General features: G+C 66.6%; 16 protein-coding genes and 1 pseudogene. 6 read left to right on the plus strand and 11 right to left on the minus strand.

Features of this window, described 5'->3' with window-relative positions:
- Together Q0U08_RS12050 and msrB are read left to right on the plus strand one after the other, a co-directional pair.
- Positions 1-653 (plus strand): adenosine kinase (locus Q0U08_RS12050; protein WP_298091653.1); only part of this gene is annotated, 653 nt, incomplete at its 5' end.
- Positions 654-695: 42 nt separating this feature from the next.
- Positions 696-1,178, plus strand: coding sequence for a peptide-methionine (R)-S-oxide reductase MsrB (msrB, locus tag Q0U08_RS12055; protein WP_298091654.1), 483 nt, complete (start codon positions 696-698; stop codon positions 1,176-1,178).
- On the opposite strand, the gene Q0U08_RS12060 is transcribed toward msrB, so the two are convergent.
- From Q0U08_RS12060 to Q0U08_RS12085, 6 genes are all read right to left on the minus strand, one after another.
- A complete protein-coding gene (locus tag Q0U08_RS12060) occupies positions 1,175-2,008 on the minus strand; it encodes a 4-(cytidine 5'-diphospho)-2-C-methyl-D-erythritol kinase (protein WP_298091655.1) in 834 nt (277 codons plus the stop codon). The two genes, msrB and Q0U08_RS12060, sit on opposite strands and share 4 nt — an antisense overlap.
- Positions 2,009-2,069: 61 nt before the next feature.
- Positions 2,070-2,870 (minus strand): pyrroline-5-carboxylate reductase, encoded by an 801-nt coding sequence (locus Q0U08_RS12065; RefSeq protein ID WP_298091656.1) that lies wholly within the window; start codon positions 2,868-2,870, stop codon positions 2,070-2,072.
- 1 nt (position 2,871) lies between these two features.
- A complete protein-coding gene (locus Q0U08_RS12070) occupies positions 2,872-3,375 on the minus strand; it encodes a YbjN domain-containing protein (RefSeq protein WP_112381712.1) in 504 nt (167 codons plus the stop codon).
- 112 nt (positions 3,376-3,487) lie between these two features.
- Positions 3,488-3,811, minus strand: a complete 324-nt coding sequence (locus tag Q0U08_RS12075; protein ID WP_298091657.1) for an accessory factor UbiK family protein — start codon at positions 3,809-3,811, stop codon at positions 3,488-3,490.
- Positions 3,812-3,831: 20 nt separating this feature from the next.
- Positions 3,832-4,350, minus strand: a complete 519-nt coding sequence (locus Q0U08_RS12080; protein WP_298091658.1) for a TspO/MBR family protein — start codon at positions 4,348-4,350, stop codon at positions 3,832-3,834.
- 144 nt (positions 4,351-4,494) lie between these two features.
- Complete coding sequence (locus Q0U08_RS12085; RefSeq protein ID WP_298091659.1) at positions 4,495-5,229, minus strand: TlyA family RNA methyltransferase; 735 nt, start codon at positions 5,227-5,229, stop codon at positions 4,495-4,497.
- A gap of 141 nt (positions 5,230-5,370) precedes the next feature.
- On the opposite strand from Q0U08_RS12085, the gene Q0U08_RS12090 reads away from it, so the two are divergent.
- Complete coding sequence (locus Q0U08_RS12090) at positions 5,371-6,042, plus strand: alpha/beta hydrolase (protein ID WP_298091660.1); 672 nt, start codon at positions 5,371-5,373, stop codon at positions 6,040-6,042.
- 3 nt (positions 6,043-6,045) lie between these two features.
- Here Q0U08_RS12090 and Q0U08_RS12095 read toward each other — a convergent pair whose 3' ends face one another.
- The 4 genes from Q0U08_RS12095 to Q0U08_RS12110 all read right to left on the minus strand — a co-directional run bounded on the left by Q0U08_RS12095 (position 6,046) and on the right by Q0U08_RS12110 (position 9,094).
- Positions 6,046-6,186: a hypothetical protein gene (locus Q0U08_RS12095; RefSeq protein WP_298091661.1), complete on the minus strand. Its 141-nt coding sequence runs from the start codon at positions 6,184-6,186 to the stop codon at positions 6,046-6,048.
- On the minus strand, positions 6,183-8,108 hold the full coding sequence (gene dxs / locus Q0U08_RS12100; protein ID WP_298091662.1) for a 1-deoxy-D-xylulose-5-phosphate synthase: 1,926 nt from the start codon (positions 8,106-8,108) through the stop codon (positions 6,183-6,185). The genes Q0U08_RS12095 and dxs overlap by 4 nt, the downstream gene beginning before the upstream one ends.
- 90 nt (positions 8,109-8,198) lie before the next feature.
- On the minus strand, positions 8,199-8,675 hold the full coding sequence (locus tag Q0U08_RS12105) for a Fur family transcriptional regulator (protein WP_298091663.1): 477 nt from the start codon (positions 8,673-8,675) through the stop codon (positions 8,199-8,201).
- A 38-nt stretch (positions 8,676-8,713) separates the two neighbouring features.
- On the minus strand, positions 8,714-9,094 hold the full coding sequence (locus tag Q0U08_RS12110) for a MerC domain-containing protein (RefSeq protein ID WP_298091666.1): 381 nt from the start codon (positions 9,092-9,094) through the stop codon (positions 8,714-8,716).
- A 126-nt stretch (positions 9,095-9,220) separates the two neighbouring features.
- On the opposite strand from Q0U08_RS12110, the gene Q0U08_RS12115 reads away from it, so the two are divergent.
- The 3 genes from Q0U08_RS12115 (at position 9,221) to rpsI (ending at position 11,440) form a co-directional block, all read left to right on the plus strand.
- A complete protein-coding gene (locus Q0U08_RS12115; RefSeq protein ID WP_298091664.1) occupies positions 9,221-10,306 on the plus strand; it encodes a COX15/CtaA family protein in 1,086 nt (361 codons plus the stop codon).
- A gap of 94 nt (positions 10,307-10,400) precedes the next feature.
- Complete coding sequence (gene rplM, locus Q0U08_RS12120; protein WP_112380991.1) at positions 10,401-10,880, plus strand: 50S ribosomal protein L13; 480 nt, start codon at positions 10,401-10,403, stop codon at positions 10,878-10,880.
- Positions 10,880-11,440: a 30S ribosomal protein S9 gene (gene rpsI, locus Q0U08_RS12125; RefSeq protein WP_298091665.1), complete on the plus strand. Its 561-nt coding sequence runs from the start codon at positions 10,880-10,882 to the stop codon at positions 11,438-11,440. The genes rplM and rpsI overlap by 1 nt, the downstream gene beginning before the upstream one ends.
- A 154-nt stretch (positions 11,441-11,594) precedes the next feature.
- Here rpsI and Q0U08_RS12130 read toward each other — a convergent pair.
- A pseudogene (locus Q0U08_RS12130) lies at positions 11,595-11,913 on the minus strand (TonB-dependent receptor); the annotation flags it as partial.

The raw sequence follows: 11,913 nt of genomic DNA on the forward strand, positions 1-11,913 counted from the left end.
CCACCGGCCGCTGCCTCATCCTCGTCACCCCCGACGGCCAGCGCACCATGAACACCTTCCTGGGCGCCTCGCATTACCTCCCCGCCGACGCGCTCGACCGCGCCCTCATCGCCGACGCCGCCTACCTCTACATCGAAGGCTACCTCTGGGACCCCGAAGAACCCCGCGCCGCAATGCGTGCCGCGATCGCGGTCGCGCGCGAGGCCGGCCGCAAGATCGCCTTCACCGCCTCGGCCGAGTTCGTGATCGAGCGTCACCGTGCCGATTTCCATAGCCTGTTCGATGGCGGGATGATCGACGTCCTGTTCGCCAACGAAGCCGAGATCATGGCGTTGACCGAAACCACCGACGTCGATGCGGCGATCGCGGCCGTGCAGGGCAAGGTCGAGACGGTGGTGGTTACCCTGGCGGAGCGCGGTGCGTGCGCGGTACAGAGCGGCGAGCGCTATGCGGTGCCGGCGCAGCCCGTGGAGCAGGTGGTGGACACCACCGGCGCGGGCGATCTGTTCGCCGCCGGCTTCCTCCACGCACAGGCGCAGGGGCGTGACCTGACCGCGTCGCTGACGCTGGGTGCGGCGTGCGCGGCAGAGATCATCAGCCATTACGGCGCCCGCCCGCAGGTAGATCTGAAGGCGCTCGCCGCGACGCTTTGAGGCGATATTGCACGCAAGTTGGGGCGATCCCATCTTGCGTGCATGCCATTCGATCCCGATCGCCGCTCCGTCCTGTCGCTCGGCGTCGCCACCATTGCGCTATGGGGTTGCGGTCGCGAGGCGCGCGCCGCCGAACGCTTCCCGGTCATGCACAGCGATGCCGAATGGCGCCGCCTGCTACCCGGCCCGGCCTATGACGTGCTGCGCCGTGAGGCGACCGAACGCCCCTTCACCAGCCCGCTGAACGACGAGCACCGCACCGGCACCTTCGCCTGTCGCGGCTGCGCGCAACCGCTGTTCGCATCGCGCACCAAGTTCGAGAGCGGCACCGGCTGGCCAAGCTTCTGGGCGCCCCTGCGCGGCGCGATCGGCACACGCACCGATCGGACGATGATGATGCCGCGTACGGAGGTGCATTGCAGCCGCTGCGGCGGCCATCTGGGCCATGTCTTCGATGACGGCCCCAAACCAACGGGCAAGCGCTATTGCATGAACGGCGTGGCGATGACCTTCCGTCCGGCCTAAGCGCCCAGCCGCGTTTCCAGCACCCACCATCCTTGCGCGGCGGCAGCCAGCGCCGCTTCGCGGCGGGCGGCGACATCATCGAACAGCGCGAAGCAGGTCGCGCCTGACCCCGACATGCGCGACAGCACGGCGCCGGGCGCGGCGGCGAGCAGCGCGAGCACCGCGTCGATCGCCGGTGCCAGCGCACGGGCGGGCGCCTCCAGATCGTTGCGCCCCGCCACAGCGCGCGTCAGCAGATCACCCTCCGCGATCGCGCCGCGATCCACGCCGTCCCAGCGCGCGAAGACCGCAGCCGTCGATACCCCCACGCCAGGATTGACGAGGAGCAGCGGACGCCCCGGCATCCCCCCGATTGCCTTCAGCGCATCCCCCTTGCCCCGCCCGAGTGCGGTACGGCCGAGCAGACAGGCGGGCACATCCGCGCCCAGACCCGCGGCAATGCCGAACAGGTCGGGATGATCAGGCGCGATGCCGTGGAGCCGCGCCAGGGCTCGCAGGGTCGCCGCGGCATCCGCCGACCCCCCACCGATGCCCGACGCGATCGGCAGCGCCTTGTGCAGCGTGATCGTGTGATGCGCCGCGATGCCGAAATGTCGGCCAAAGGCAGCGGCGGCACGGGTGACGAGATTGTCGCCGCACGCATCCAGTTCCGCTGCGAACGGGCCGGTGATCGTGAACACAGGAGCATCCGAAACCACCACCGTGATACGGTCGCCATCCTCGGCAAAGGCGAACAGCGTTTCCAGTTCGTGATAGCCGTCCGCCCGGCGATGACGGACATGCAGCGCCAGGTTGATCTTGGCGGGCGCGGTTTCGATGATCGGCGACATGGCCGGCTGTGTGCGGGCAGGCGCCGCCGCTGGCAAGATGCCGTCCGGCACGTGGCCAACCTCAGCGCCGCGCGGCAGCCGCCATTTCGCGATTGCGCCGGTCCGATGCGGCCAGCGTATCGGTCATCAGGCGGACGAGCGCGTCGCCCTCGTCCAGAACGTTCAGGCCCTGCCGGGTGGAGCCACCGGGGCTGGCCACCCGGTCGGCCAACGTCGCGGGTGACACGTCGGCACCCGCGGCCATCGCGCTTGCCCCGGCCACGGTGGCGATCGCCAGCCGCCGCGCCTGATCGGCATCCAGACCGAGCACCATACCCGCCTGCGCCATGGCGTCGATATAGCGGAACACGAAACCGGGCCCACAACCGGCAAGCGCCGTCACCGAATCGAAACGCCCTTCATCCTCGACCCATTCGACATGGCCGAGCGGCGCGGCGAAGGCTTCCGCCGCGTCGCGCACATCGGCATCGTCGGATGGTGTATGCAGCGCCGTCACCCCCTGCCCGATCGCCACCGGCAGGTTCGGCATCAGCCGCACGATCGCATCGGCGGCGAAGCGATCACCGAGCGCCGCCACCTCGACCCCGGCGAGGATAGACAGCAACAGTCGTGGACGCAGCCCCGCGAGGCCCGGCGCGACCTCATCGATCTGTTGCGGCTTGAACCCCAGCATCAGCGTAGCCGGCGTCTCGTCCACCGGCAGGGCGGTCAGCGAGCGCACACCCTCCGGCGCGCCTCTGCCGCTGCGGGTGATGACGGTAACGCGCGCGGGATCCAGCCCGGCGGCAAGCCAGCCGCGCAACATCGCGCCGCCCATATTGCCGCACCCGATCAGCCAAAGCGGCCCGTCCGGAAACGCCACCTTATGCTTCGCCCTGCGTCTCGATCAGCGCGGCGGCCAACGCCTCCTTGGCGCTCTTCCCACCCCACAGCACGAACTGGAACACCGGATAGAAGCGCTCGCACTCTTCGATCGCCGATTCCACCAGCAACTCGGCGGCGGCGAGCGAGATGGTGCCGTCATCACCGCCATCGATCATCGCGGCATGGCGGTAGAGCAGGATACCGCTCGACGACCAGAGTTCGAAATGGCCGACCCATAGCTGCTCGTTGACCAGGGCCAGCGCCTCATACACGCCAGCCCGCCGGTCATCGGTCACCTTGATGTCGGGAAATGCCAGGAACTGCAGGACGCTGTCGTCCTCGCGCCACAGGGCACGAAGCTCATAGGTGGTCCAACTGCCCTTGACGGTGGCGATCACCTCGTCTTCATGGCGTTCATGGTCCCAGCCATGCGCGGCGTAATACGCCTCCAGCATGTCGATGGGGGCGGCATCTTCGGTATCGTGGTCGGCGTGTTCGAGCATGTAGGTCATCCTGCGAACGGATCGTGACGCGGGCAGCGTGCCCGCGCCGACGCCGTATCGCAAGCCCGGCATCGGCCTGTGAAGCCCACCTGCCGGGAAAGCTGTGGATAGATCAGAGGATGATCTCCGGTGCGGCCGCCTCTGCCGCGGTTTCCGTCCTGCTCGCGGGATCCTTTTGCGTGCCCGCGATCGTGCCCTGCCCCGCCTCGAGCGCGTCCAGCCGGGCGCGCAGCGCTTCAGCCTCGTCCCGCGCGGCCACCGCCATCGCCTTCACCGCCTCGAACTCTTCGCGCGAGACGAAATCCAGACCGCCGATCCACTCGCGCGCCCGCGTCCGTGCGCTCGATTCGGCCTCGCGGCCCATGCCAGCGACGGTACCGGCAAAGCCGTTTACGATCTTGGCGAAATCGTCAAAAATCCGGTTGTCGGACTGCATCACAAATACCCCGCTAAATTTCACAGCATTTGGGAGGTGCGGGCGCCCGGCACAAGAGTGTCCGCATTGGGGTTCAGTCGTCCGATGCTCCAGGTCAGCACGCCGGCAAAGCTGATCCACACCAGATAGGGCAGCATCAGCCATGCCGCGCCGCGCCGGATGCGCGCAAAGGCGAAGGTGGTGGCGATCGACACCAGCAGCATCGCCACGATGATCACGAACGCTAGCGTGATCCGGTGCGCCCCGAAAAAGGTCGGCGTCCAGGCAAGGTTCAGCGCCAGTTGCACCGCGAACAGGCCGACCGCGACGCCGCGCCCCTTCGCCCCGCGCGCGTTCAGCACGATCGCCAGCGCCAGGCCGAGCAGGATGTACAGGGTGGTCCAGGCGACGGGAAACACCCAACCCGGCGGGGTCAACGCCGGTTTGGTCAGCGCGACATACCAGCCATTCTCGCTGCCCGAGGGCACCGATCGCCCCGATGCGAAGCCGAGCAGCAACACCCCGGGTACGGTGACGATCGCCCACCGCAGGAAGGACATCCGCAGCTGACCCTTGGAAGCAATTGCGCCCACTCGTGCCTCATTCGCTATGACCTGTGCCGGTGTGGCGCGTCACGCCATACTGGTAAAGTGCCAATGGCAAAGTTTCGTTGCAGCCGGCAGGCATATCATTGCGTAAGTGGTTCAATTCCGGGACGCAGCGACCAAAAATTCCACATTGCCTTCCGGGCCGGTAATCGGGCTGGGCGTGACGCCGGCAACATTCCACCCCGCTTCGCTCAGCCAGGCCACCACCGCATCGCAGACCCGCACGTGGACGGCCGGGTCACGAACGACACCGCCCTTGCCCACCTCCTCACGCCCGGCCTCGAATTGCGGCTTGATCAGCGCCAGCAGGCGGGCACCCGGTGCGGCAAAGGTCATCGGTCGCTCCAGCACCTTGGCCAAGCCGATGAAGCTGGCATCGCAGACGATCAGGTCGACCGCTTCGGGGATATGCTGTTCGGTCAGGATTCGCGCGCTGGTCTGCTCATGGACGATGACCCGCTCGTCCTGGCGCAGCTTCCAGGCAAGCTGGTTCGTGCCGCTGTCCACGGCATAGACGCGCGCCGCACCGCGGGTCAGTAGCACATCGGTGAAGCCGCCGGTGGACGATCCGACGTCGATCGCCACCGCGCCGGTAACGTCCCAGTCGAAATGATCCAGCCCATGCGCCAGCTTGATCCCGCCACGCGACACCCAGGGGTGATCGCGACCGCGCACGTCAAGGGCCACGTCATCGGCCAGCGCCTGGCCCGGTTTGGCGATCTTCACCTCGCCGGCAAAGACCAGCCCGGCCATGACCAGCGCCTGCGCGCGTGCCCGCGACTCGGCCAGTCCGCGATCGACGAGCAACTGATCCACCCTTTTCTTCGCCATGGTACGCCTGTTGCACCCTGCGCAGCCCGTCGCAACCCGCCATCCACCGGTCGCACCATCCATTGCCTATCGGATTAGTAGGAATATGTTGGCGGCATCGACTTTCGGGGGCTTCCCTCACGAAAGCGCAGGAGATGCACGATGGGTTCGTTCGCACCGTTCGACGCCGCGCAGCCGACCATCCTGACCGTGCCGGGCCTTGGCGGTTCGGGTCGCTCGCACTGGCAAAGTTTGTGGGAAGAGGCGCGGCCCGACACTGTTCGCGTCGAGCTTGGCATGTGGAACGCGCCGCACCGCAATGCCTGGGTGACCAAGCTGGACGAGGCGATCCGGCGCGCGCAGGCACCTGTCATCCTGGCCGCGCACTCGCTGGGATGTCTGGCGGTGGCGTGGTGGGCGGAATTGTCGCCGCAACCCTATGGCTGGCCAGTGGCCGGCGCACTGCTGGTGGCACCCGCCGATGTCGACCGTTCAGATGCGCCTGACGCCTTGAAGGGTTTCGCGCCCAGTCCGCTGACGCCCCTGCCGTTTCCTTCGATCCTGGTCGCCAGCCGCGACGATCCATGGATCGGGATCGAGCGCGCGCACAGCCTAGCGGTCAACTGGGGCAGCCATTTTGTCGATGCCGGTGATCAGGGGCACATCAACGCCGCCAGCGGCCTTGGTTGGTGGACCGAGGGACAGGCGCTGTTAGACCGGGTGATCCAGGCGAGCAGCGATGGACGCGGCCATGCCCGTCACCCGAGCGATGCGCGGTCGATCCTGGCGGTCAACGCGACCGCGGCCGCGCAGAGCCACTATCTCGGTCATTGACGATCAATCGCGAGGCGCCTGACTTTCCGCCTCGCGACCTTTGCGTACTGCGGCGTTCATCCGCCGCCACAGCCGCACGTTCACGCCGATCAACACGACCAGCATCAACGCGGTCAGGATGATGACGGCGCGCCAACCGGTCATGCGCGCGCGCCCTCCGTCACCCCCGCGCTGTTATGACGCAAGGCGGTCAGCACGGTCTGGACCAGATGCTCTGCATCCAGCCCCGCCTCGGCATATTGCACCTGGGGCGAATCCTGATCCTGGAAGATATCCGGCAGGCGCATCGTGCGGATCTTCAGCCCGGCATCGGTCAGCCCCTCGTCGGACGCCAGCGTCAGCACATGCGCGCCCAGTCCTCCGATCGCGCCTTCCTCGATCGTCACCGCCACTTCGTGCGTCGTCAGCAGACGACGGATCAACGCCTCGTCCAGCGGCTTGGCAAAACGCAGATCGGCGACCGAGGTCGACAGCCCCTTGGCCTCCAACTGGTCCGCCGCCTTCAGCGCCTCGCCCAGACGCGTGCCCAGCGACAGGATCGCCACCTTCTTGCCCTCGCGCACCATGCGTCCCTTGCCGATCTCCAGCAGTTCGGGCGTCTCGGGGAGCGCCACGCCGGTGCCGTTGCCGCGCGGATAACGCACGGCGATCGGTCCTGAATCATGCTGCACGCAAGTGTGAACCATGTGGACCAGCTCGGCCTCGTCCGCGGCGGCCATCACCACCATGTTGGGCAGCGTCGCCAGATAGGTGACGTCGAACGATCCGGCATGGGTCGCACCGTCCGCCCCCACCAGCCCGGCGCGGTCGATCGCGAAGCGCACCGGCAGGTTCTGGATCGCCACGTCATGCACCACCTGGTCATAGGCGCGCTGCAGGAAGGTGGAATAGATCGCACAGAACGGCCGCATTCCCTGCGCGGCGAGACCGGCCGCGAAGGTGACGGCATGCTGCTCGGCGATGCCGACATCGAAGAAACGGTCCGGATAGTTGGTCGCGAACGCATCCAGCCCGGTCCCCGACGGCATGGCAGCAGTGATCGCACAGATTCTCGGGTCATGCTCCGCTTCGCGGGCCAGCGCGGCACCGAAGACGTTCTGATAGGCCGGCGGTCCCGGCGGCGCCTTGGCCTGGGTGCCGGTGATCACGTCGAACTTCTGGACACCGTGATACTTGTCCGCCGCGGCCTCGGCCGGGGCATAGCCCTTGCCCTTCTTGGTCACGACATGGACCAGGATCGGCCCTTCCTCGGCATCGCGGACATTTTCGAGGACGGGGATCAGATGGTCCAGATTATGACCGTCGATCGGACCGACATAATAGAAGCCCAGTTCCTCGAACAGCGTACCGCCCATCGTCATGCCGCGGGCGAATTCGTCGGTCTTGCGCGCCGCGTTCTGGAAGGGCCGCGGCAGCTTCTTGGCGAGCCGCTTGAGCGTCTCGCGCACGCCCAGAAACTCGCGGCTGGAGACGATGCGCGACAGATAGGCCGAAAGCCCGCCGACCGGGGGGGCGATCGACATGTCGTTGTCGTTCAGGATGACGACCAGCCGGTTGCCCGCCTGCTCGGCATTGTTCATCGCCTCATAGGCCATGCCGGCCGACATCGCGCCGTCGCCGATCACCGCAATGCCCTTGCCGGGCGTGCCCGCCAGCTTGTTGGCGACCGCAAAGCCCAGCGCTGCCGAGATCGAGGTCGAGCTGTGCGCCGCCCCGAACGGGTCGTATTCGCTTTCCGACCGCTTGGTGAAACCGGACAGGCCACCGCCCTGGCGCAGCGTGCGGATACGATCACGCCGCCCCGTCAGGATCTTGTGTGGATAGCATTGGTGTCCGACGTCCCAGACCAGCCGGTCATGCGGCGTGTTGAACACGTAATGGATCGCCACCGTCAGCTCGACGACGCCGAGGCCGGAGCCGAGATGCCCGCCGGTCGTCCCCACCGCCGATATCGTCTCGATGCGCAGCTCGTCGGCCAACTGGCGCAACTGTTCCGGTGCCAGCGTGCGCAGATCGTCGGGGGTCGTCACCGTGTCGAGCAACGGGGTAGCGGGAAGGTCAGCCATCGGAGCGGCTTATCTCAGCGGAGCGGTGGTGTCGATTGTAACCGAACATGCCAACATTCTACGTGCCGGCCACAGTGCCGGGAGGACGGATCAGGCGTCCGCCTTGTTCCCGCACGCCGCACAGCGACCACGCACCTCGATGACGGGGCGTTCGGCGGCGAAGCCGGCGGCGGCCGCCGCGCTGCGCACGCCGCGGGTGATATGATCGTCATCCAGATGGGTCGTCTGCCCGCACGAGTCGCACACCAGGAAAATGCAGTCGTGCAGGCAATCGGGATGCGCGTTGGCGACATAGGCGTTCGCACTCTCCACCCGGCGCGCCAGATTGGCGGCCACGAACAGGTCGAGGATGCGGTACACGCTGTTGGCGGCGACCCGGCGCCCTTCGGACTTGGATACCGATTCGGCGATGTCATAGGCACTTGCCGGCTTGGAAAAGCCTGCCAACGCGGAAAACACGCTGGCGCGCATCGTCGTCCATTGCTCGCCGGCGCGCTCCAGGGTCGCCTGTGCGGCCCGCGACAGGTCTTCGCCAAGGGGTTCGTGATGATCATGCGCGTGCGCCATGGGCCCTACCTAGGTGTGCCGCTCCGGCCCGGCAAGCGTCAGGCTTCGGCGCGGCGGTTCAGATCATGTCCGAAAGCGAGCAGGCCGACCCCGATGATCGTCCACATCGCCTCGCCGCCCGATCCGTCGTGCGGCAGGTTCATCGCCCCGGCCATGATCCCCAGCCCGAACGCACCCATCGCCGCGGGCATCAGATAGCCATGGGCCAACGCCCCCCGCCCCAGCGCGAGCGCACCCAGAATGATGGCCAGCACCAGCCCGACCTCATGCACCGCCGGATGGAGGAACATGCCGCCCGCCGCCGACATCAGCGCCAGGAGAACGGAGGTGGCGAGGCAGTGGACGACGCACAGGCCGGACAGGCCGATCGCGATGCGATCGAGCGAGGCGAACCAATGGGGGCGGGACTGCACCGTCATCATCTTGCAACGGCATCTAGGATAGCCAAGGCAAGGTTACAACATCACATTCGCCAAAAAATGAGGGGTAGCCCACCGTGCGACGGCCCTTCCCCGCCATCGCCCATCGGCCTATGTTCGGGCACCATGCTCCAGCCCAGTGCCGCCTTCATGTCCACCGCCCGTCCTCGCTCCATCGCCTACTGGCTGTTCGGTGTCGCCGCACTGATCGTCGCGATGGTCGTCGTCGGCGGCATCACCCGCCTCACCAACAGCGGCCTGTCGATCACCGAATGGAAGCCGATAACCGGCATCGTGCCCCCGCTGAACGATGCGCAGTGGCAGGCGGAGTTCACCAATTACAAGCGCATCCCCGAATACACGACCTTCAACCAGCACATGACGCTGGCCGGGTTCAAGGCGATCTTTTTCTGGGAATATCTCCACCGTGTGCTCGGCCGCGTGATCGGCATGGCCTTCGCGCTGCCGTTGCTGTGGTTCTGGATCCGCAAGCGTGTTCCGGCCGGCTACAAGCCGCGCCTCGTCGCGCTGCTCGCGCTGGGTGGGCTGCAAGGGGCAATCGGCTGGTGGATGGTCGCCTCCGGCCTGGTAGAGCGCACCGATGTCAGCCACATCCGGCTGACCATCCATCTCGTTACCGCACTGATCATCCTTGCCGGGATCGTCTGGACCGCGATGGACCTCATGGCGCTACGCCGCTCGCCCCTTGCCGCCCCCGCCCGGCTGACCCGCGGCTCGGCGATCGTGCTCGGGCTGCTGTTCGTCCAGATCGTCTATGGCGCGCTCACCGCGGGCCTTGATGCGGGCTATGCCTTTGCCAGTTGGCCGCTGATGGGCGATGCGTGGTTCCCGCACGGCGTGCCGATGGCATCTCCCGCGCTTGCCAACGCTGTCGACAATCCGGTGGTCGTCCAATTCATCCATCGCTGGTTCGCCTTTGTCGCGGCGGCGGGGCTCGTCTGGATCGCGGTGCGCGCGGCACGCGAAGGCGCGCTGCGTACCGGCGCCGTCGTGCTCGCGCTAGTCGGGGTGCAGATCGCGCTGGGTATCGCCACGCTGCTCACCGGCGTGCAGATCGACGTGGCGGTCGCGCACCAGTTGAACGCGGCCTTGCTGCTGATCGCCACGGTGGCTGCGGCGCACCGGCTGGGTACACCTCGAAAATCGTCATTGGTATCTGGATACCCGTCAGGAAACCCGCGGAAAGCTTGACTTAAACCGCCTCTTCGATCATTGGACCTGCCGTTCGCGCCGCTCCCTGTCCGGGGGCGGCGTGCTGCATTTCAAACCGAAAGGTCCAACGCCCATGAAGGCGCTCATGAAGACCACCAAGTCGGCCAAGCCGCATGAGGTGGAAAAGAAGTGGCACATCGTCGACGCCACCGACCTGGTGGTCGGCCGCGCGGCCACGATCATCGCCAACGTCCTGCGCGGTAAGCACAAGACGTCGTTCACCCCGCACGTCGATTGCGGTGACAATGTTATCGTCATCAACGCCGACAAGATCCGCTTTACCGGCAACAAGGCCGCCAAGAAGATCTATTACAAGCACACCGGCTATGCCGGCGGCATCAAGGGCGTGACCGCCGCCAAGGTTCTGGAAGGCCGCTTCCCCGAGCGCGTTCTGGAAAAGGCTGTGGAGCGCATGATCCCGCGCGGCCCGCTGGGTCGCGAGCAGATGCGTAACCTGCGCATCTTCAAGGGCGCCGAGCATCCGCACGAAGCGCAGAACCCCGAGGTCCTCGACATCGCGGGCATGAACCGCAAGAACAAGGTGGGCGCATAATGTCCGACAACCGCCAGTCCCTCGCCGATCTCGGCGCTGCACTGAACCAGCAGCGCGACACGGCTGCCGACGCCGACACGGGCGCCGCCACCAGCGCGGAATCGTACCTCGCCGGTGAAGCCAACGAGCCCCCCGTGCAGCGCGCACCCCTGCGTGAGCAGGAGCTCGACAAGTTCGGCCGCGCCTATGCCACCGGCCGTCGTAAGGACGCCGTTGCACGCGTCTGGCTGAAGCCGGGTTCGGGCAAGATCACGATCAACGGTCGCGATCAGGAAGTCTATTTCGCGCGCCCGTCGCTCCGTCTCGTCATCAACCAGGTGTTCGGCGTCGCCGAGCGCGAAGGCCAGTATGACGTGATCTGCACCGTCAAGGGCGGTGGCCTTTCGGGCCAGGCCGGCGCGGTCAAGCACGGCATCAGCCAGGCGCTGACCAAGTACGAGCCGATCCTCCGCGCGCCCGTCAAGGCCGCCGGCTTCCTGACCCGCGACAGCCGCGCCGTCGAGCGTAAGAAGTATGGCCGTGCCAAGGCACGTCGTAGCTTCCAGTTCTCGAAGCGCTAAGTTCGGCGTTTCCAGCATCTACGTTACGCGAAGGGCGGTCCTGCAAAGGGCCGCCCTTTTTGCATGGCCGGCAGGCAATCACGAAAGCACTCCCTCCCTCTCTCTTTCTGCGACCGTTCGCGTCCAGTAGAGATCGAGCGGCCGGGTCATCCCGTCAGAAGAGCTTGCGCAACGAAATCTGCACCGACCGCCCGATCGGGTCCAGGAACGCCCGCTGAAACCGGTACGGCGTCGCACCCAGTCCGTCCCGGACATCCTGACGCTGGTTTGTCACATTCTCCAACTGCACGTTCAGCGTCATGCCCTTCGCCCAGGCACGGTCCGGCGCCAGTACGCCGATCTCGGTCAACAGGCCGATGTTGAAGACGAACAGTCCGGAAAAGCGCAGATCCGACTCGGCCGCCACGCTGCGCACGCGCGTCGCCGACTGGTATCGACCCCACAGACTGGCGTTGAAGCCGCGATAATTGGCG

It is taken from the genome of uncultured Sphingomonas sp. (assembly GCF_946477935.1).
GTDB lineage: Bacteria > Pseudomonadota > Alphaproteobacteria > Sphingomonadales > Sphingomonadaceae > Sphingomonas.